The organism is Terriglobia bacterium (assembly GCA_020072565.1).
GTDB lineage: Bacteria > Acidobacteriota > UBA6911 > UBA6911 > UBA6911 > JAFNAG01.
Genome location: JAIQGI010000021.1, coordinates 116,704 through 138,569, shown reverse-complemented (window position 1 = coordinate 138,569; position 21,866 = coordinate 116,704). Strand labels below are relative to the sequence as shown.

The window sequence follows — 21,866 nt, the reverse complement described above, 5'->3', positions numbered from 1 at the left end:
CAAACCAGCCAACCCCCTCTGGGCAGACACCAAAGGATCTGCAGTGCTGTCCCGGAAAGATTCCATGCGAAAAATCAAGTGGGGGCTTGACAACTTGATTCCACATAATGCTGAAGCAATTGGACTGCATCCTCTGGGGAATGTGCCAGAAAATCGAGCACAAGGTCGAGGGCGCCGGGCCGCGCGCCGGCGACATCAGCGTGTACGTCAAGCTGCTCCGGCTGATGTTCGAAGAGCCGAACTCCGCTGCTTAGATCGCGATTTCGGAAACATGCAAAACCGCGATCGTCGACGCCCCAATCATTTTATATGCGGATCGACCGTCATCGTCCTACAAACGATCCAGACGCAAACAGAGCCGATTCCATCTTTGCGTCAAATTTATGATTTAGGGCCATTTGGAAATCCGTTACCAACAACAAAAAGCACAACACTGAAATCTGTTTTCATCAAAGGAGGCGAACACTTGTCAAGTTTGAACAAGGTGATGCTAATTGGCAGGCTCGGCAAAGATCCCGAGGTTCGGTACACGCAAGGCGGCAACCCGGTCGCGACTTTCAGTGTCGCCACGAGCGAGAGATGGAAGGACAATTGCGGCAACCCGCAAGAGAAGACCAGCTGGCATAACATCGTCATGTGGAACAAGCTCGCCGAAGTTGCGAAGCGGTTCCTGTCGAAAGGCGCCCTGGTCTATCTGGAAGGCAAACTGATCACCCGGAAGTGGCAGGACCAGAGCGGCGCCAACCGGTACACAACCGAGGTGGTCTGCAACAAGATGGTAATGCTCGGCGGAAAGCGCAATGCCGAAGCCGAGGAGGCCCCCTCTGAGGAATCAGAAGCCGCAGAGCCTGTCGGATCCTCCGAGGCAACGGGCATTGACGGCTCAGATATTCCCTTTTGATCCGTACGATACGAGTTGACACAGTCCACACAATGCATTATATTGCGTTGACAACGGAGGATGTGCCAAATGGTACGACATGTCGAAATGTTGAGACCGCCCCTGCAAAAGGAAGAACTGCCTCGGCGCAAATGCCCTGTCTGCGGCAAGGAGTTCACTCCCAACCGGAAATGGCAGGCCTTCGACACCAAGCCGTGCCAACAGAAGTATTACGCCGCAACGCACCCGAGGGTCTCGGTCGAGAACCTGAAGGGAAGCGCAGCCAAGAAGAAGTGACAAGCGGGCTCTCATTCATGGGAGCCCGCAAGTTTCGTCGTGCAGACCCTTCCAGAATTCATTCCCTAAATCGGATTGATGCCGTAAGAAAACTCACGAGTCGCCGTCCCGGAAGCTCCTGTCCGGCCGTTACTTCTCCAGGCACCCCGAGACCTCGCCCACAATGTTTCCACAGGTCGCATTATTTGAGGAACACAGGGCGGGATCGGGATTTTATCTTGACCTTCGTTGCAGGTAGCATGTCGAGGCCAACCTAGTCGAGCCGCCAGGATCCCAGTCGTGCATTCAATTTCAAACGCGGCTACGATTGAAGGACCTCCCATCCACAGCACCTCAGTGGGAGAAATCATGAGGTTCTAGAGCGTTTTGGGAACCGGGCATGTGAGCTATATCGATCCTCGGTATTTTTAGTCCCAAAATACTTGTTGCAGTACCACGGAACTGTGTTATCATAATTTCCGGTACGGCACAGTCGTCGAGCCAGAGTTGAAGGTTCTAATCTATCGAAGGAGGATTGATATGACTACTCTCGAACAAACGCCCGATAGCACGACGCTGTCGTTCCCGCTTGCCGGTCGAACGTTCAGCGTCAGGAGGCAGCTGTGGAAGGTCTCGGACTTAAAGCTCGATCCCAGGAACCAGCGCCTGGGGTACTTGCTGCGGACACACAAGAAAGGCGTTCCTGCCACTGACAGGGAACTGCATGAGATGCTCTGGGATATCGACCAGGTTAAAGATCTGTACCAGAGCATTTATCAAAATGGGGGACTTTTAGAGGACCCCATCATCTATGAAAATGGAGTTGTGGTCGAAGGCAATTGCCGCACCGTATGCCTGAGGGAGCTGTGCAAAAAATACCCCAAGGACGATCGCTTTCAAAAGGCACACGTCCGAGTGCTGCCGACAGATGTTACCGAAGAGCAGTTGATGCTTCTTCTTGGCGAGTTGCATGTGGCCGGAAAAATCGAATGGCGTGCTTTCGACCAAGCCGAGTACGTATGGAAGATGAATAAAATGTTCGGCAAGAACTACGACTACCTTGCCAGCCATCTGCGCTGGTCGCGCAGCAAGCTCGCTCAAAAAATTGCCGCTTTCGAGGAATCGAAAGCATATATCGAACGAACCGGCGATCCACAGGGGACGAACCGTTTTTCGCACTTTGAGGAGTTCATGAAGAAGAAAGAACTTCGAGACAAGCGCGACGCCGAACCCGGCTTCATGTCTCAGTTCGGAGATTGGGTGAAAAATGGAAAGTTCCCAGATGCCAAAGACATCCGATATCTGCCGGAGATTTTGAAGAATGAAGATGCCCATAAGAAGTTCTTGAAATCTGGTATCCGTGAAGCGCAGTCTGTCCTCTACGGTCAGAACCCGTCGTTGGTTTCGAATCTGTACAGCGCGATAGACCAAGCTGCGACCGAACTGGAGAACGCCAGTCTTGCCGAAATCACAGCGTTACAAGAGGGTGACGACGCGCGCCTGGAGAAGATTCGCCGCTTAGTTCGAGCGATCCGCAAATTGGAGAAATTTAGCGCGATTAAACTAGAGTGAGTGGAAATCCGTCCAAGCGACTGATTCCGGGCTCGTCATCACAAGTGTCCGGTCCAACGATATTTTCCCTACCGTTGACAGCACGCCGGGATGGAGCGCCCGCTATCCCAAGGCATTCGCGTAAGAGTGCTGTTCTTAGAAGATGCAGGATTCTATTGCGCCGGAGGTACGACATTGCGCGAAGATATCGTAATTGCAAAGATCAGAAAAAATGCAGCTAGCGAAATTTGGGTAGTTGCAAAGGGATATGCAGAAAAGCGGACGTGCGACGTCAGGGAGTACTTTCACCCTGCGGACAGTCCGGAATGGCTGCCCACTAAGAAAGGCGTATCGATTCCCCTTGAACTACTTGCCCAAACCATCGATGCGGTGGAAGAGATGGCCGGAAGAAAAACTGTGGGTCAAGTCTGCGAGCTTCCACGGGGCAACAAGGCGAAAATGCGTTTCGCAATATGCGAGTACCAGAATCACACGTATGCGGAGGTAAGGATCTATTACAACAACGGGGCAAGTGACGATGACTGGAAACCGGGCAAAGGCGTGACGGTGCCACTAGCGATGCTTATTCCACTTGTAGAGGCGCTTCGGTTGGCGGAGGATGCAACGGCCTCTTGCTAATGTCTTGAGCGAGTTTCAGGGAATGCTTGCGTTGTGCCGCCTAATTGCATGACGACTGGCAAGATCTGCAAAAAGGAGAAATTTGGTTGTCATGAGCAGCATCTAACACGTATGGAGGAGACCGAATATGGTTGACATGAGCCCTAAGACCATTGCGACAATCAACTTCAAGGGGGGAGTGGGCAAGACGACCATTACGTGGTGTCTGGGAGACATTCTTTCCACTATGTCTCAGGGGCGCGTGCTGATGTTCGACCTGGACGCTCAAATGTCGCTTACCCAAGCAATTGCCTTGAACGAAAACACTGGCAATTTGGAAGAGCGATTTGGGACTTGGTACGAAAAAGCCGTTGAGCGGAAGAAAACGATCTTTGACGCGCTGGACGCATTTACCAAACCTGCGGCGTCCCATTTCGACTTCTCTGTGGGCTTCGATTTTATCTATCAGATCACTGATCAATTTCACTTTGTTCCATCTGTCGAGGACTTATATTGGCAGGAACTTGAAGTTTTCGACCGCGAGGGCGTTAAGGACTTTGTTCGTCGCCTACTCGGCAAAATCACTAACAGCTCTAAACTGCCTAGATATGATTACGTCCTCTTTGATTGCCCGCCCTCGTTTACTCTTCTCACTTACAGCGTGTTAAGCTGCTGTGACCTCGTCTTGATTCCAGTGAATCCAGATTTCTTCGCCTCACGTGGTACGAGTCTCATTCTGAACTCGCTACGTCTTCGAATCGAGCCCCACCCACTACCCAAAATCGGCGTTTTCATGAACAAAGCCAAGACCTGGAGCAACGCCCCCACCAGGGAAGTTCAATTCTATGCACGTGAAGTTGAACGTGTATGCAATGATGCCGTCAATGCCCAGAAAATTAACGCTCGATACTTTAAGTCCTATATCCGTGAACGCGTCGGCATCAAGCGCGCCATCACCGGCGGCGGGGTTCCTTGGGACGTAGTAGGGGATTTTAAGAACTTGTGGCGCGAATGTGTGGAGTACCTGCAATGAGCCAAGATATCTTTAACACTGAGTCGGATGAGGCGCGCATGGTGGCTCAAGAGCTGCGCGAGCTGAAAGAGGTCCTTCAGGATGTTTCCCGTAAGCTCGCCCGTATAGAAGCGCGAGCAAAACGGGCATTCCCAGGAGTATTCTCGAAGAGCCCGCCGAGAAGCTCTGGTACTTCTAGCGGCAATGCCATGACCGCGCCGACCATGACGGTTGAGCAAGTCATGAGTATCTACGACGAAGTGGTAGGATTAGCCAAAGCCGGCGATCGCCATGCAGCCCGCCGCAGACTGGACGAACTGGCTGTCCCCGACCTGAACCTCTTGCGAACAGAGTTAGGTGCTTCGCTTGGAAAGAGAAAGCCGTCCAAGCCTGCGCTACTTGACGCCGTGATTAGTCGGGTGAATGAGAGTGTCATGCTGACGAAACACACGAGCCGAAAGGAGCTAATTGATCGCGTCGGGACGGACAAAGAATCTGACCCGTCTCAGGATTGATGATGATTATCTCGTTGCTGAGGCGGCAAAATGAACCCAATCGTTGGGCAGTCGATCGTATGGCGGGTTATTCACGCCTTGATCGCCCCGCGCAGTCCGGGGAATTATCGGAAAAATCCTGTGAAATTGAATGAAAGTCGGAGCTCGAAACCGAAGCTGTTTTCGGGACCCGGGATTTTGAGTCTTCAGATAAACTCCCCAAGCCATTGATAAACAAAGAGAAGCCGCGTCCATCGCGGGCGAGAGGTTGGATTGAGTTGGTTGTGCATGGTTGCGGTCAAGTTGTCGCGAGCACGGTTGCAGGTACAGCCCGGCATTTACTTTGACGGATCGCGAACAAACGTTTCAGGCCTTGATCGGGTATTCATTGAACATTTCGTCTCTCTTAATCTAACAGCTGATCCAGCGAGCGCGCCACAATGTATCTGGCCGGAGTCTCGCTGACACTTAGCGCCTTAAAGTGCGCCCTGCCACATTCGATCTTGGCATGCTCCGTGTTGCGTAGATCATCGGCAAAGAGACCGCTCTTGGTTTCGACCACAAAGTACAGTCGCTCACATCCATCCTTCTCGACCAAAACCGCCCAGTCGGGATTGTAGCTCCCCAGGGGCGTCGGTATCGTGAACCACCTAGGCAACTTCGCATACACCTTGATTGCGGTGTTCTTTTCGAGCTGATCCGCAAAGCGGGCCTCCGTGTCGGAATCGTAGACTACCTCCTCGTAGACCGATTTTTTGACCGCCAGCAAGTTCTTCAGGTAGCCCGTCAGTTCTTCCTGCTCGAACAGCTCCTGCGCGTAGTAATGCTCGTCACCAAGGCGCTGGTACTTGATACCATCCACCACGGCGAGGCGCTTGCAGCGGTTGATGGCCTCGGCGGCCAGTTCGATGAACTGTTGTGGGTTGCGCTTGAAGTCATCAAGCCGCCCGCTGGCGCTCAGCATGCGCTGGATGCTGCGTCGTGTGAGCTGCGTACGGTCCTGGAGATCGGTAAGTAGGTCGGGCAGCTCGATGTCGCCTTCGTCGAGCACCACGGTCGCGGCGCCGTTGCGCTCGGTGGCCTCCACTCCCGCTTTGCCGATGGCAATGTTAGCTTTGCGCCACTGCAGGCGTGTCTTCGCAATCGGCGGCGCGTTCTCTAGCGCGCGGGTGCAGCTCTCCACGAGCTTCTCGTTGTCGAAGTACACGCGGTAGGTGGTCTTGTGCTTGATGCGGTCCCACAGCGCCTTAAACTCGGCGCTGTGCAGCACCGCCTGCCGCGGTCGCACCTGGCGGCGCTCGTCGGCGTTCTTGATTTCCAGGCGTCCAGCAGCCTTCTTCAGTACGGCGGTGATTTGATCGAGTTGCGCCGTGAACGCCTCCGGCACTTCGAGCTTGCCGTCCTTAAGCGCCTTCTTGAGGGAGTCCTGCACCTTGCCCTTGGTGTCGATGTGACCTGCCGCCTTGAGGTGCTCCCAGAGCGCCTTTGACTGCTCGACGCCTAGCGGCGTGGTGGTCCCATCCGGGGCTGCGACCGCGATGGCCGCGAACTGGTGCTCCTCGACGATGCCGAAGCGGATTCCAGTATCAGCCTCGATTTCCTTCTGCAGGTTCTCGGCGAACTGCTCGTAACTCTCCATCGCAATCACTGTGAGCGTGTTCACCTCAAAGCCGCGCAGACGATCGCCGTTCTGGTTGACGCAAAGGCGCAAGCCGCGGCCGATGGTCTGCCGCCGTTCGCGCTCGGTCTGAATGTCGCGCAGGGTGCAAATCTGAAAGACGTTGGGGTTGTCCCAGCCTTCCTTGAGCGCGGAATGGGAGAAGATGAATTTGAGCGGCGTCTCGAAGCTTAAGAGCTTTTCTTTCTCCTTCATGATGAGGTTGTAGGCACGTTCGGCGTTGTCCCGGTTGCTCTGGTTGTTCTCATCGGTGTCTATCCAGCTACCCTTCTTGTCGATCGAGAAGTAACCGTTGTGCACCTCCTCGGCGGCTCGGGTCAGGTCCACTTCCTGAAACAGTGTTCGGTAGTCTGGGAGATTGGCGGCGCGCCGATACTCCTCCTCGAAGATGCGGGCATAGTCACCCTTCACAGGATTACCATCGGCATTGTACTGCCGGTAGCGGGCCACCTCGTCGATGAAGAAGAGCGACAGCACCTTGATGCCCTGGGAACGCAGGCGCTTCTCCTTGTCGAGATGTTCCCGGATCGTGCGGCGAATCATCTCGCGCTGTACGGATAGGGCGTCCACGTCGCCCCATGCCTGGCCGGGCCTGAGGTATTGCTCGCCGCCCGGCACGCGCAGCTCGACATACTCGTTGCCCTTGGCAACCCGGATCTCGCCGATGCGGCAGTCGGCATAGATGGCCCGCCGGGTAGTCTGCTCTAGGTTGTCGCCGTCCTGCACCGTGACTTGCTGGCGCTTGATCGCGCTTGCAATTTGCATGTCCAGCTCGACCTTCGCGGAAATGGTGCCACGCTTGCTCTCCACCTTCAGCACACGCACATAGGGCTTGTTGTGCGCGTCCGCCACGGTGGCCGCCGCAACCTCAATCTGCTTCACCAGCTTCCGCTCATATGCGTCCACCGCGTCGAGGCGATACACCATGTGGTGCTTGTCCACGTGCGTCGCCGAGTAGCGCAGGGTGCAGAGCGGGTTCATGGCGTCGAGGGCTTCCTTCCCGCGTCCCTCAAGGCCGCCATCCACGCTCTGAGGCTCGTCCACGATGACGATGGGCCGGGTGGCCTTGATCAGGTCGATAGGCTTCTCGCCACCGGTCTTCTCGCTGTCCTTGTAGAGGTTGTTGACGTCCTTCTTGTTGATAGCCCCGACCGTCACCACCATGATTTGGATCTGCTGGCTGGTGGCAAAGTTGCGCACCTGGCCGAGCTTGCCGGAGTCATATAGGAAATAGTCGAAGGGCACGCCAGCGTAGAGCCCCTTGAAGTGATCCTCGGTGATCTGGAGCGTCTTGTACACGCCCTCCTTGATCGCCACCGACGGCACTACGATAACGAATTTGGTGAAGCCATAGCGCTTGTTCAACTCGAAGATCGTGCGCAGGTAGACGTAGGTTTTGCCGGTGCCGGTCTCCATCTCCACCGTAAAATCGCCGGAGGCGAGCGTGCCGGACGGCGGCAGGCTGTTGTGGAGCTGGATGTCGCCGAGGTTCTTGAGCAACTCGTCGTCGAGCAGGGTGAGTCGGTTGCCAACGCCGAGCTCGCTCTCCATGCCGGGCAAAAAGGCGCCGCCGACCGCGCCCGTTGTGACGGTGAACTCCGTTCGACAGATCTCCTGGCCACGGAAGAGGTCGCACACCGCTTCGATGGCCTGTAGCTGGTAGTCGAGGTTGGGTTCGAAGTGCAGTTTCATGGCGTGGTTCCTATAAGCTCCTCACATTGGCCAGGCCCTGCTGATTGAGGATGGCGGCTAAATTGGTCTTGGCCACATCGTCGGCGAAGGCGCTGTCGCGGAAGACGCAAGTAGTGGCGCCGGCGGGCGCGAGCGCGTTCCTGAACGAGCGCGAACAAATTCAAAACGCATGATGCTAACCATGCACGCTCTACCATCGTGGCCTCGCGATTACGGAACCATGACGTTGTGCACGACGTCCACCGCACCGATAATGGACCGCCTGTGGCCCGAACGCGATGCCAATTCGTGGATGTGTTGACCGATGATCGGATTGCTACGGAGGAGTTGCCGGTCGTCTAGAACCTTTGCAGTCACAGTTCCGTGGATATCCATCTCCAGAATATAGAAAAGTTTTCGTCCTTGTTGTTGGGCCCGTTTGAAAAACGCCTCGTGAACAGCCCAGCCCGGTACTTCATAGAAGCGAGCAACCCGCATCTCATTAGGCCGCGCATTTGTCGGAGGCCACAGCTCAACGGAAGTGACGTCAAATCGTCTGCTCCCCACACGGGAAAGCACGCTGCCGTGAGTAACACCGGGATTATCGCCGTGCTCCGACAGCATCTGCGCAAGCAGGGGCTGGAACTGGGGTGCCGGTGATATACGGAGGTCTCTTGCTCCGCCCCCTGAACCAGCCGTACTTGACCGCGTGTAATACTTTTCAATATCCCCAGCCATCACCTCCTTGAAGAAGACAATTTGGGACTCAGCAAGCGCGCGATAGGCCCTTTGAATGGGTGGCCGCTTTGATTCGAGAGTAAGAAGATGCTGCAACAGGGCGTCGTCGACAATCTGGCCGGTGCATTCCAAATCGTCGATCCATCGGGAAATGCGGCGCACGAGAGCCGGCTGCTCGGTGAACATTATCGCCTCAATAAGTTCTCTTTCGGAACGGTGGGAAACATTGGCCGATCCTACAACAGCAGTTTTGCCAAGAACCATTACCTTAGCGTGAAGATGTGGAACTGATATGACTCGCGCACCGCGTATCATAGCGCGCTGTATTACACTCGCGCTAGTCTGACCGGCAACTATCGCAAGTTCACTTGCATCAACGACGAGAGAATCGTCACGGCCAAACTTCAGGGATACGTCGCTACTGACGTAAGAGACCGCGGCTTTCTTTGTTGAGCTCCCAGCGGATAATGCACGGATTGTGGTCCATACGTCTTGGGATGCAACAAAACCATTCATCTGATCACCTCATGTGGGGAGAACTCAAATCGTTTTCAATTGCCATTGCAGTGCAGGTTGGCCCGGTTAGCCGCCATTTCATCTGCAACATCTCCATCTCCATGGTAAGGTGGCCTGAGCCTAGCGCGCCGGAGAAGCACCATATCGTTGTGTAGCTGGGTGTTGCCGAGGTTCTTGAGCAGCTCGTCATCGAATAGGATGAGGCGATTTCCGATGCCGAGGTCGGACTCCCTGTATGGCAGCAAGGCACCGCCAACCGCGCTCTTGGTTACTGTAAACTCCGTGCAGCAGATCTCCCGGCCTCGGAAGAGGCTGCAGGCCGCTTCGATCGCCTGAAGCTGGTAATCCAGCTTGGGTTCGAAGTGCACTTTCATTGCGAATCCCCCTACAGGCTTCGAACGTTGGCAAGACCGTGTTGGTTGAGGATGGCCGCGAGGTTAGTCTTGGCGACATCGTCGGCAAATGCGCTGTCCCGGAAGATACAGGTTGTGTCGCCGGCGGGTGCGAGAGCCTTATGCCAGGCGATGATACCCTGCCCGAGCGGTTCGACCTCATCGCGGGTGATCTTGTCGGCTAGGCACGCAAGCAACACGCCGCCGCCGATGCTGTGCACGGTTTTGGCAGCGATCACCTTCCGCTCGATGGGCACGCAGAGGTCGAGGCCGAGTTTGAGCAGCAGTTCGTAGAGGATGTCCGCCTCGGTGCGGTCGGTCTTGAGGTGTTCGACCGACTCATCAAGTGTCTTCGGCAGATTATCGCGGTCCGGCTCCCACGCGCGGATGTTGCTAGAGTCGAGCTTGAAGACGCGGAAGCCCATGTCGCCTGGGAACATCGGGTTCTCGTTCTTGATCTTTTTCGAGGCACGGCGGAGGCGCTCCTTGGTTAGTTCGGCGATGGTGCGGGGCTTGCGCAGCTTCTCACAGAAGTCCGCAGCGACTTTCTGGTCCTTGTTTTCGGGGTCCAGCGGCTCGGGAAGCTGGACCAGAATGAAACGGCGGTTTCCACCATCCGCAGCGTTCTGCGCGACCACAGCCTGTCCTGTGCTGCCTGAGCCAGCAAAAAAGTCCAGGATGATATCGCTGGCGCCAGCTACCTGCGCAATAATCTGTCGCACGAGTTCTGCTGGCTTCGGAAAGCTAAATACTTCTGCCCCAAATAACGTGCGGATCTCCTGGGTACCGTCCGCTGTGTATGTTCCTTCAATTATGCTTCTGAACGCGATAAATTCAGAGTTCATGTCCTTGCGAAACTTCTTTTCGCGGGGGCGACCGTCATCCTTTTTGGGGAACAAGATGCACTTGTCTTGGATCAAGGACTGCATCTTCTCCGGGCCATACCTCCAACCAGTAGACGGATTGGGGGGAAACCTCCGCCCAGTCTCCGGTTCAACGATGTCATAGTGAAGATTCGGTCTCTGGTCGCGGGTGGCTAAACCGAGAAGGCTACGACTCATCCATGGCCCTCGCGGATCGCTATCTGCATTGGTGAACTTGGATTCATCGCGTTCGACGCCCCGAACGGAAAAACCAGAGTCTCGCGCATAACACAGAAGGTATTCGTGATCGGTCGACACATTGGTTACCGCGCGTGCGTCGGTGAACTGTCGTGATCTCCATACGAACTGCGCGATAAAGTTCTCCGGCCCGAAGACGTCGTCGAGAGCCAGTCGTAGATTCGCATTCTCGGAGTCATCGCAAGAGACGAATATCGCCCCTTCTTGCGAAAGCAATTGTCGGCAGGTACGCAGGCGTGGATACATCATATTTAGCCAGTCGGTGTGAAAACGTCCGCTGGCTTCGGTGTTGGTGCTGATCTTCCGCCCGCCCTCCAGCTGCCCGGTAAGCTGCAGGTAGTTCCTGATATTGTCCTGAAAGTCGTCGGGATAGACGAAGTCACTGCCGGTGTTGTACGGAGGGTCGATGTAGATAAGTTTTACCTTCCCGGCGTAGGACTTTTGCAGGAGTTTCAGGACTTCGAGGTTGTCCCCCTCGATCATCAGGTTCTTCGTGGTATCCCAGTCCACACTGTCCTCCGGACAGGGGCGCAGCGTGCCGGTGGAAGGCGTTAGCGCAAGCTGGCGGGCGCGACGCTTGCCGTGCCAGTTGAGACCGTACTTCTCGTCACGCTCGTCCACCGCGTCGCCGAGCAGTTGTTTCAGTACCTCGAAATCTAGCTTCCCTTCGGTAAGCGTCTCAGGAAAGAGCGTCTTCAACTGCGCGATGTTCTCCGCCACAATGTCGGCGGAGCGGGTTTCGGTGTCATTAGTGGTCAGCTTTTTCATCGCATCCTCATCATTCATAACTTGGCGCGGACAGCAGAGTATTCCACCTGCATGCGCTTGAGTTCCAGATTCAACTCCACTCGTCGGGCAAGCTGCGTTTCCTTGGCTGCAGCGGCGCGCAGGCCCGCTATCTGCGCATCAAGACGTGCGCAATCCACGAGCGCGCTCCGGCGCGCCGCGGCGTGTTCGGGCGATCCCGCCGTTGCGAATGTGCCGGTCACTCGGGCAGCGAGCAGCGCCAGGATGGTATCCATCCACCCCTGGTAGAGCGCAAACAAGTTTGCGCGCGGCTGCCGGGCGATTGGCAGTGCATCAACAAACGCTTGCCCGAATCCACCGTCCTGCCCTGTCCCAAGGTCCGCGGCGACCGCATCGCCGTCGAGTACTGTAGCGCCCGTCTCGCCGTGCGACCAGCGCTTGTGGGCGAGCGAGATCGCAAGCTGGTAGCCCTCGGAGACAATCAGGAACACCGGATACGGCACGGCACGGTGGATCAGCTCCGCCAGCCGACCGGCCTGCGCACCTGACCGCAGCGCCACGCTCAGCACCGCGATCTCCAGATACTCCCGCGCGGTGTCGCGAAACTCCGGCACGCCGATGGTGGTCGGTTTGAGCGCGGCCAGCCATTGCACGTCCTCGATGCCATCATTGATGCGGCGTTTGTCGGCGGCGGTGGGCGCGCCGTGCTCCACCAACAGCTTCTTAGGCACACGCCGGTTTACGCGCGCGCCGGCGGGCAAGTCGAGGGCGGCGATGACGTTATCGATGGTCATGATATCACGTGGATGCGGACGCATCGGCCAATTTGCAGAACAGGTTGATGAGCATCATTTCATCCAGGGAACCAGGTATGGCGCCTGCAATGCGAGGATCAGCAACAACCACTGCTAAGCATTGGGCGCGGGAGATGGCAACGTTGACGCGGTTGCGGTCAAGAATGAAGGCAAGGCCGCGGGAACCATATTCACCGTAACTGGAGCAGAAGGAAAGGATACAGACAGGGGCTTGCTGCCCTTGAAACTTGTCTACGCTCCCAACGCGTGCGCCGGCGGGGAGGGAAACCTGAAGCGCGCGGACTTGGGCGTTGTAGGGGGCAATGAAAAGAAAGTCTTCCAGCGCCAGCGGCTTGGTCGTGCCATCCTTGGCTGTATAGGAACGTCCGCGCAGTTCATGGTAGATCGCTTTGACCCGTTCAACCTCCTCGTCACTTTGCTGGATGTCTCCGTCGTGCTCGACGCCGCTAAAAACAATCCCACTTTCGCTGGTGATGAGGCCATTGGATCCCGACGGAATTGCGATCTTCTGCCTGGCGCAGTCTGAGTGCGAACCGAGGCGCCTTTCGTAGATGCTCTCGGAGATGAAGCGGCAGACTGACGGGTGCATCCGGTGAGACTCGCCAAGGAAAAGCCCATAGTCCACGGGCACCACAGCGTGGAAAACGGGTGAATCGGGCCGGCTAGCCGCCGTGTCCTTGAGGGCATATTGCAGAACAGAGAGGCCGGCATCTCCGGGATGGGAGCCTTGTACGGGCTGTTCGAGCTGCATCTGGTCGCCGAGAAGAATGAGGTTCTTTGCGCATCGGGCCATCGCCACGGCGTTGGCCAGCGAGACCTGCCCGGCTTCATCGATGAAAAGGAAATCGAGCGCGCCCTCCCACTCCGGCCGGGTAAATAACCAGGCTGTTCCCCCTACGACACCCCCTGTATAAGCATTGTGCGCGTCGCTGGTGTTTTGGACGTGTTTCAGGCCGGGATTGCACGAAAACAACTGATCCTCGACGTCTCCACCTACTTTCAACCCGTGGAGACAACCGCCGCCTTTTCTGGCGGCCTCGCCGCAAGCAAGGAGAAGGTTCACCACTGCTTTGTGGCTGTTGGAAGTGACTCCGACCTTCTTGCCAGCAGCGAGAAGCGTCGTGATGACCCGCGAGGCGGTGTAGGTCTTCCCGGTGCCTGGTGGCCCTTGGACCACAAGGCACTCCCCAGACATCGCGGCGGTAATGCGGATGGCAGCATCAGTTGGGGACTCACCTGCTTTTTGAAGTGGCATCGCGGGTGGCACACGGTTCAAGAGCGCGGTCACCGGCGCGTCGAGTTGTCCTGACAGGTGCCTGACTGCGACTTCGGTCAAGGCCACCTGAATTGGCGCCGCCGAGACATACTCGTCCGGAAGCAGAGAACCCTGCAGGGGGAACGCCCCTGAAAATTTCTCGTTCAATACTCTCTTGCCAATCTTGAGCCCCAGACTGCCCACGGAGGTATCCAGCTTCGAGAGCGTGAGCTTTGCCTTCAGATTGTGGGTAAACATCACCCGGGAGCTATCACCGGGCGCCAGCTTGCATTCCTGCGCGGGATCGAACCGGTATTGTTGTACGAACGATTGTTTTTCGGATGCGGGAGATCCGACGGCTTGAACACCCTCAATGCAACCTGGGTCGTCGCGGAGTTCTTCGGGTGTAGCTGTGGCGCGGTCAAACATCCGCCACCACATGGGCTTTTCTTCACGGCGGTGGAAGTCGATCAAATCAGCGAGGACCACCGAGACCCCGTTGCTGGGCTTGCGAAGTTTCGCCGCCGTGTCCAGTCGCGCGAAAACCTCGGGGGGCAAATCTTGTGGCGTGAATGGCGCCGGCACTGGAACCAGGCGCGCTGCAGCAATCTTGTTTTCACCCGCCACCTTCCTAAGCCAATGCAACAGCTCCGCCGCGGATTTACAGTCGTCTTCATTATAATCGCGGATGTTCTTGAGGATGGTGCTGGCCTTCCAATCACGCGGTTCCCTACTTTCGATCCAGTGCGCATATTGGATGATTGAGTCAACGGCCGTGGCGACCTCAGTTGCGCGCTTCGGCCGATAGAGGCGCTCAACTGTCTTGAGCGAGTAGCTGTCCTCGCCGATGCGCAGTCCGTGGCGGACGATCTGGTAGAGATCGACAAAGACTTGGTTCCGGAGAAGCTCATCCACTTCGTCCTGTCGTGTGTCGTGGCGCGTGCTCAATCGCCGCACCGCGCCAACCTCGTAGGCGGCGTAATGGTAGATGTGCATGCCGGGGTTGAGCTTCCATCGGTTGAATGCCCAATCCACGAAACCCTCGAATGCGAGCTTTTCTTCCTGACGGTCGTGTGCCCACCAGTCCTTGTAGTCAAATGAACCTGGCTCCACATTCCGCGCGCAGATACCAAACAGGTATTCCAGTCCGCCAGAAATTAACGGGTAACCCTCCATGTCGAAAAAGACATCTCCTTGATGATCGGGTGGAAGCGCGGCGAGACCCCTTGGTTCACCATTGGCTCCGGTGTGAGGTAGAATCTCGAAGCGCGGTGCGGCATCTGGGTTTTCGATGCGGTCCACACGCGTCTGGCACTGGAGGCGAGCCTGGGCAATGAGTTTTTCCAATGACTCGCTCGCAAGCTTGCGAATCGATTTGCCTGAGGCTGCAGCGAGGTCAGACACAGTTGCAATACCGGCCCTCTTAAGCTTCTTGATCTGGCTGACACTTATTCCAGCAACCCCCACAAGGTGGTCCGTATCGTGGAAATACTTTTCTGCATGGGAAGTCCAACGGCCGTGATCAGCTCGAGGGAGCGGCTCCGGACGATCTGTCATTTTCCCGGTGAAGGCGTCCTGCATGGCGAGGAAACTCGCCTTGATACTGCGATAATAGTGAATGAAGTCCTCGACCCGGAATTCAACCCTGTCCTTGGTGCCGAGGATGATCCCAAATCTTTCTGACATCAGTGCGCCGGTCATCGCGGCGAGCATTTCTGAATAGCAGCACAGTTGAACAGCATAATAAGGCTTGGGCGAGCGGGCGAGTTTCGTGTCCCACACCTGATATCGCCCGGATTCATCGAGAATAAGAAAGTCGGCAAACCCAGCGAACCGCGCATCTTCCAAGGCCGCCTGATAGATAATGGGGGCCTTTGAATTCAAGGCAGAGAGCGTCATCGTTCGAGCAGCCCCTGCATCGGATATTGGAATTTTCACCAAAGTCGGCGCAGATGACTTCAATTCCTTCAGCACCGTGCGCTCGTGTTCGTTGCCGGTCTCTACGATGAGTTTTTCATCCTCGGTTTGTGGGTCTGGAGTGACCGCGCCGGGATTTTCCAAGTAGTATCGGTCCATCCAGGACGCGAACGGTGAGGCAGGATAGCGGACGAGTTCGCTTGGGGAGTAAACCAGTCGGCCTAATTGTTCTTTCCTCATCTCGTGGCCTCTGATCCGATCGTCGGCTTGCAGTTGTTGTCGGGAGTTCCCGGGAGAACTACAAGGAAGGCCACCACCTCGAAGTCGTTGCTCCCGGCGAACTCGCCCTTAAGCGCATGCGTGCCGCCCGGCGAAAAGAGACTGGCGACTGCGCGCTCCTCGGTTTTGCCCACAACGGAGGCAACGGCGGCGGCGAGCAGGCGCTGCGCCTGTTGCATGTCCTCGCCCTGCTTCGTGGCCTTATCGAAGCGGGCGCAGGAGGCGGCATCCGGCAGGTCGCGGCCAACGCAGACGCGCTTCAGGCGATCGAGAATCTGCTTGGCCTGGGGGAAGAGCAGCAGGACGCCGCCGTCATCGCCAACGTGCACGAGATAGTGTGGCGCCAGAGGATAGCCTGGCTCAAACGCACGCCCGGCCGCCTCTCCCTCCGCTCGCAGACAGAAGATGATGCCCGGCGGCACCTCCGCCTCGGTCGTCGTAGTGACTGCGAAGGTGCCCAGCGGCAACGCTTCGAGTACACCAGGATGCGCCTTGAGATATTCGGCCAGATCGATGCGGAAGTCGGTAAGGGTCAGGTCGGCGATTGACACGCCGCTCGAAAGGTCTTCCAGGTCAATGACGGCGTCCTGCAGTTTGAGCAGTTGTTTGCGGCGGTACTCCAGGTCGTTCATCTGGTTGCCGGACTGCTGCTCGATCAAGTTCTCCTCGCCGGTGGCTGAGATGTCAAGCAACACCATGCGGCCGCTCACCCGTTGCTCGAGGTTGATGTATTCCTCCAGCTCCATGTTGGGCCAGAAGTTGACGAGCTGGATACGCTCGTTGAGCGAACCGATGCGATCGATGCGGCCGAAGCGCTGGATGATGCGCACCGGGTTCCAGTGGATATCGTAGTTGATGAGCCAGTCACAGTCCTGCAGGTTCTGGCCTTCGGAGATGCAGTCGGTGGCGATAAGCAAGTCGATCTCCCCCTCGGCAGCAAGGTCCTCAGGCCGTTCCTTGGAGCGCGGGGAAAAGGTGGTGATGATACTGGAGAAATCCTTACGAAGATTAGGGAGAGTCGTCTTATTGTGACCGGCGCCGGTGACAAGGGCGGAGTGAAGACCCAGCACGGACTGCGCCCATGGTGCGAGCTGCTCGTAGAGATAGTGGGCGGTGTCCGCAAAGGCTGTAAATACAATCACCTTGCGGTTGCCGGGATTGATCGGGTTCTGGCACTTGTGCTCGATCACTTTGCGCAGAGCGGCGAGCTTGGCATCGCGTGCGGCGTCCACTTGCGTGGCTGCAGCATGCAGAGTGGCCAACCGGTTGCGATCCTCGATCAGGTTTTGTTTCCAGCGGATAAGGTCCACATCCTTTAGCAGCACCTTAACCTTACGCCCGACGAGCAGGCTCTCGAAGGCAGGGTCTTCAATATCCACGTCCTGGATCTCGATTTCCTCCACCTCTTCGGCGTGCGCTTCGATGCGTGCCAGGGTGGCTTCCACGTCATGAAGTTGCCGCCCCACCGTGAGCGCGAATGAAGGCACCGCGCTTTCCATTCGCTTAAGCACGTTGACGCGCAGCAGGTGGATCAGGCTCTCCTCGCGGTCCACCTGACGGAAGAAACCCTCGCCACCGCGGATTTCGGTGCTGTACTTTTTGTCATATGCAGCCTGTTTATGAGGCAGCACGTAGCGAAGTGGCGCGTAGGCGGCCAGATTGAGGCGGCGGATCTCGAGGTTGATGTCCCGGATTGACCGGAACTCGCCGGCGCGATCCACATTGGCCTTGATATTGATGGGTTTCAGGCGGTCGGGGAACCGGCCCGTCTCGGAGATGCCGTAGTACTTCTCGATGTGCTTGCGCGACCGGGCAATGGTGAGCAAGTCGAGGAGGGTGAAATAGTCGAAGCCCAGCATCTCGATGAGGCGCGACGACGTCCGTTCAGCGTCGTCGAGATCGAGCCAACGGTTGAACTGCTTCTGCGCGAGCCGCGTTGTGCTGTCAATGCTGCCGATGCCATGATCGAGCAGGGCGGTGTCGTCACCCTCGGTGGCAAAAGCGATCTGGTTGCGCAGGTCGGCCATGCGGTTGTTGACTGGCGTGGCCGAGAGCATGAGCACGCGGGTCTTGATGCCTTCCTTGATGATTTGGCGCATCAGACGGTCATAGCGAGTCTCGCTGCCGACGCGAGGCGTTTTCTTGTTGCGGAAGTTGTGCGATTCGTCGATGACGACAAGGTCATAGTTGCCCCAGTTGACGTGCCCGAGGTCGATGTCACCGGACAAACCGCCGTTGCGAGACAGGTCCGTGTGGTTCAGGACATCGTAGTTGAAACGATCGGGGGCAAGGAAGTTGCGGCGGTCATTCGCTTTGTAGAGCGTCCAGTTGTCACGCAGGCGCTTAGGACAGAGCACCAGCACGCGATCGTTGCGGAGCTCGTGATACTTGATGATCGCAAGCGCTTCAAACGTTTTCCCGAGGCCGACGCTGTCTGCGATGATGCATCCGCCGAAGCGGTTAAGCTTGTCGATCGCGCCGACGACCCCGTCGCGCTGGAACTTGTATAGCTTCTTCCAGACCACTGTTTTACGGATACCGGTCTCTGATTTGACTATGCGTTCTTCGTCAAGGTCGTCGCCACGGTGGCGGAAGAGGTGGTACAGGATGAGCGTATAGACGAGGGAAGGAGCGCGATGCTGAGCGAGGGATTGCAGGATCTCGATCAGCGCCGCCTTGGCACCAGTATCAGCCGCAAGGGCGAACCATTGGGTATCAAACCACTGACTGAGCAGCGCGGCCTCTTCGAAAGTCTCGGATGCTTGGATGAGACTCATGGGATTGCCAGGAGTTAATCCGAATCCGTCGGTGCTGAAGGCAAGCGATCCCAGAAACACTTGCATGGGGCGAGCATTACCATCACGCAGGACGAAGGAGCCCTGCGGAACTTGGCCCATAGCGCGACGTACTTCGGCCTTGTCATGAATCCACTCAACCAGGCGCATCGCGAGCCAGCGGGCCAGCAAACGGTTGCGAGCTGGCCGGTCGGCAGACGAACCTAGAATCCCCAGTTCCGCATTTGCTGGTGGTATTATAAGGCGGCATCGCGATAGTTTGGCCGCCTCACGAATGACTTCAGCAAAGGCAAAAAGCGAAATGGTCGGGGTCACGACATCGAGCTGATGATCCGAAGCAAGCCCCTGCCGGACAAGGTCGATGATACGGTCGGTGCCTGTATTGGAGACGAATCTCACGCAGAAACTCCCATGCGGGCGTTCATACTGATCGGCTAACTGTGTCAGCTATTGTCCCGTTGAGCCCGGCGCACTCTCATACAGCTCTCAGAGCACAACAGCCATTTGCCAGAGCCGCGACTCGTAACCGACCTTGGCTAAATAATCTGCGCCGTTTTCCACCTTGGGTGCCATCAGGATCTCTCCTTGCCTCTGCTGGTGCCATCCTGACCGGCGCCGCCAGCATGAACCCACTCATCGATCTCCGACAGCTTAAACTTCCAGAGCCTTCCCACTCGATGGGCTGGCAGGCCCTTGGTCTCGATCCAACGATAGACCGAGTCCTTGGCCACACCGAGGTGACGCGCAACTTTGTCAACAGCAACCCAAGGTTCAGGCATTGTCTTTCCCATGGCTAAGCTCTGGAATTTCCCACTGTTAGGCTTGCGCCTGGTCAGCGTACAACCAAGCTACCACCATCAACGAAGTGGCACAAGAACAAACGTAACTCTATGAAAGTCGACGAAAACCAACTGCGCCAGCCGGTGCCCCCTGAGAGGGTAAGACCTGAGGGAACACAGGACTGGAGGTTCCTCGGCACCTTCGGAGGATGCATCCGCCGCACACTCTGCAGCTGGCTGTGTCCAGGTTGTTCCTCTTCGGGCATCGACCTTTAGTCGGAAAGCGAAGCCGCCCTGCAAAACCACAAATCTCCGGTATCATGAGATTTCACAATCCTCGATAACCGCTGTTCCAGCAGCTGGAGCCTATCTCGCTCGAGGTCGCCATCAAGAGGAAACGTGAGAAACTCTACGTAAATATTGCCCCACATTCCCCGGACAGGTGATGATAAGGATGCAGGATAAATCAAGGCGGCGTTCTTGCATCCCTTCGCTTCCGCGTAGGCCACGACCTGCTCAAGGTCGGAGGAAGGGGGCCGGTTCTGCATCTTTGAAAAGATTCCACTAATTGATTGCCTGACGAAAAAATGGAAGGAATGGACTCCAAGCGCATGCTCGGCCCTGGATCGGCACACGATTACCGCTGAGAACATGGATAATCTCACACCAGACGTACGCTGCTGCGACTAATCCCAGTGCCGGGGCCGAAGCCTGGACATTCTGGAATGTCACCCAACCGCATCCACCCGGCGTTTCTTTTAGGTGGCGTACAAACGCGGTATTTTTGAGTGGAGCGGTTGTGTCACTCCCTTGCCCGGCGACAAATAGCTTCCGAGCGAGCATTGGTTCGGGCGAGAGGGAGTGCCACGAAAGACGCGGCGCAAGGAACGATGTTCCCAGACCAGCTTCAATCAGCCATTCATAACCTGCTGCGACAGCCATTCGACGCACATCAAAATCATCTAGACCGAGTACTGCAAGGCGCGGATGATTCGCGGGGCGCTTCCAATTCCACTTGAGTTCTGTCACCTCGCCCTCAACACGCCATCTCCAGCCTTGCGCTTTCGTCGCCAACAGCTTTGCTTTCTCCCTCCCTTCCCACGCATCACCATCCTCAAGAAGAATCTGAGTTGAGTAGTTTGGGTGTTCAAAAGAACCCTTGTCCAACAACATTATTGCCGGGGTTTCGCCTTTGTTCTGTGCAAGAAAGTAGAGCAAACTAAGGTATGCTTGACCGAGTTGTCCCAATCCAACCAGCGTTAGACCATCCTGAGGCAGGTTCCACGGTCTTCCATGGGAAAACGGAAGTTCTAAAAAGCGAATAGCGAGATCCTTTCGAAAGGGCGGAATTCGCACAGTGGTGGCCAGTGCGGCAAAGCCGAGATAGCCCGCGAGGGCGAAACAAGCGATTGGGTCAGCCGCTTCTCCTCCCTCGACAAGTGACTGATAGGAAATGTGCGCCCCACGTGCATCGCCCCAGAGGGCCGTGAAGTCCTCTGGATCTGGTTCCGCACCGATGAAAATTCGGGTCGCCCCTCTTATGGGTGCCTCCACAAAGCGACACCGGGTTCCCAATTGAGCAGGACAATTCAAGGTGCTCCTCCGGCCGCAACGCATGAAAACATTCCCGGAAAATTGGCGTTGCAGAACAGAAGCTAAGGCCCAGATGCACGGCCACAGATCATCCGAATTTGCTCGGTCCGCTGCGGCGACAATTTCTATGTCTTGGGACAGCAGCGAACGAGCTACTTCGGGGTCACACACGAGATCAGACTTCAGTACACCGTTTATGATGCGATCTTCATAGAGTTCCATAGGCTATTCCAAGATTGAGACGCGCCACTTGACCTCAGACGCAGTCAATCGGTGCCACCCTGTTTCAGTCCGAACGTGGAAACCGATCGCATCCACTCGCCACGGTCTGCTGGAGTACCAGGGGACAACGATCGACCAGAAGCCAACTCTCGAAGAGAGCTGATTGGCTCGATCGATCTCGCTGAGATCGACCCATGCTTGCGGATGGGTATGAATGAGGGCAACAAGACGGAGGTGCTGTCGTGCAAGCTGTTCATAAAGCTGCAACTTAGCCGCTTCCGTGAGTTCTAGAGAAAGTGGACCGGCCCGGTCTGCGTAGAGTTTGTGATGCAAATAAAGTCGTTTGGGTTGCCATCGAAGCTCCCCGATTACTTGCCCAGCCCATACTCCCGCGCTTTCTCTCAATCCGTCGCTACGTTTTTCTAGTGCCCCCATCGTCTTGAAGAAAAGGTTTCGCGGCACCTCTAGGCATGATGGGGTGGAGTCTGCTGAAGGTAACCCAGAATTGGCAGATGCA

Annotated in this window: 15 protein-coding genes; 6 read left to right on the top strand and 9 right to left on the bottom strand. The window is 56.5% G+C overall.

Annotated elements, in window-relative coordinates:
- Positions 1-466 precede the first annotated feature (466 nt).
- The 6 genes from LAP85_15420 (at position 467) to LAP85_15395 (ending at position 4,852) form a co-directional block, all read left to right on the top strand.
- The gene (locus LAP85_15420; protein ID MBZ5497792.1) at positions 467-901 is read left to right on the top strand and encodes a single-stranded DNA-binding protein; all 435 of its coding nucleotides are present in this window, start codon (positions 467-469) and stop codon (positions 899-901) included.
- Between the two features lie 69 nt (positions 902-970).
- The gene (locus tag LAP85_15415; GenBank protein MBZ5497791.1) at positions 971-1,177 is read left to right on the top strand and encodes a DUF2256 domain-containing protein; all 207 of its coding nucleotides are present in this window, start codon (positions 971-973) and stop codon (positions 1,175-1,177) included.
- Positions 1,178-1,696: 519 nt separating this feature from the next.
- Positions 1,697-2,728, top strand: coding sequence for a hypothetical protein (locus LAP85_15410; GenBank protein ID MBZ5497790.1), 1,032 nt, complete (start codon positions 1,697-1,699; stop codon positions 2,726-2,728).
- A gap of 174 nt (positions 2,729-2,902) precedes the next feature.
- Entirely contained in the window at positions 2,903-3,346 is a 444-nt protein-coding gene (locus LAP85_15405) for a transcriptional coactivator p15/PC4 family protein (protein MBZ5497789.1), read from the top strand.
- A gap of 136 nt (positions 3,347-3,482) precedes the next feature.
- Positions 3,483-4,358 carry a ParA family protein gene (locus tag LAP85_15400; protein MBZ5497788.1) on the top strand — a complete coding sequence of 292 codons (876 nt, stop codon included), beginning with the start codon at positions 3,483-3,485 and terminating at the stop codon, positions 4,356-4,358.
- Positions 4,355-4,852 (top strand): hypothetical protein, encoded by a 498-nt coding sequence (locus tag LAP85_15395; GenBank protein ID MBZ5497787.1) that lies wholly within the window; start codon positions 4,355-4,357, stop codon positions 4,850-4,852. Before LAP85_15400 ends, LAP85_15395 begins: the two co-directional genes overlap by 4 nt.
- Positions 4,853-5,237: 385 nt before the next feature.
- Here the strand turns inward: LAP85_15395 and LAP85_15390 are convergent, their stop codons facing one another.
- The 9 genes from LAP85_15390 to LAP85_15350 form a co-directional block, all read right to left on the bottom strand.
- Complete coding sequence (locus LAP85_15390; protein MBZ5497786.1) at positions 5,238-8,201, bottom strand: DEAD/DEAH box helicase family protein; 2,964 nt, start codon at positions 8,199-8,201, stop codon at positions 5,238-5,240.
- A gap of 210 nt (positions 8,202-8,411) precedes the next feature.
- Positions 8,412-9,434 (bottom strand): hypothetical protein, encoded by a 1,023-nt coding sequence (locus tag LAP85_15385; protein ID MBZ5497785.1) that lies wholly within the window; start codon positions 9,432-9,434, stop codon positions 8,412-8,414.
- Positions 9,435-9,469: 35 nt separating this feature from the next.
- Positions 9,470-9,808 (bottom strand): hypothetical protein, encoded by a 339-nt coding sequence (locus LAP85_15380; protein ID MBZ5497784.1) that lies wholly within the window; start codon positions 9,806-9,808, stop codon positions 9,470-9,472.
- A gap of 11 nt (positions 9,809-9,819) precedes the next feature.
- Positions 9,820-11,715, bottom strand: coding sequence for a site-specific DNA-methyltransferase (locus LAP85_15375; protein ID MBZ5497783.1), 1,896 nt, complete (start codon positions 11,713-11,715; stop codon positions 9,820-9,822).
- Positions 11,716-11,729: 14 nt separating this feature from the next.
- Entirely contained in the window at positions 11,730-12,488 is a 759-nt protein-coding gene (locus tag LAP85_15370; protein MBZ5497782.1) for a DUF4391 domain-containing protein, read from the bottom strand.
- A gap of 4 nt (positions 12,489-12,492) precedes the next feature.
- On the bottom strand, positions 12,493-15,921 hold the full coding sequence (locus LAP85_15365) for a TM0106 family RecB-like putative nuclease (protein ID MBZ5497781.1): 3,429 nt from the start codon (positions 15,919-15,921) through the stop codon (positions 12,493-12,495).
- Positions 15,918-19,154, bottom strand: coding sequence for a helicase (locus LAP85_15360; GenBank protein ID MBZ5497780.1), 3,237 nt, complete (start codon positions 19,152-19,154; stop codon positions 15,918-15,920). Before LAP85_15360 ends, LAP85_15365 begins: the two co-directional genes overlap by 4 nt.
- Positions 19,155-19,327: 173 nt before the next feature.
- Positions 19,328-19,534: a helix-turn-helix domain-containing protein gene (locus tag LAP85_15355; protein MBZ5497779.1), complete on the bottom strand. Its 207-nt coding sequence runs from the start codon at positions 19,532-19,534 to the stop codon at positions 19,328-19,330.
- 564 nt (positions 19,535-20,098) lie between these two features.
- A complete protein-coding gene (locus LAP85_15350) occupies positions 20,099-21,349 on the bottom strand; it encodes a hypothetical protein (protein ID MBZ5497778.1) in 1,251 nt (416 codons plus the stop codon).
- Positions 21,350-21,866: the final 517 nt, after the last annotated feature.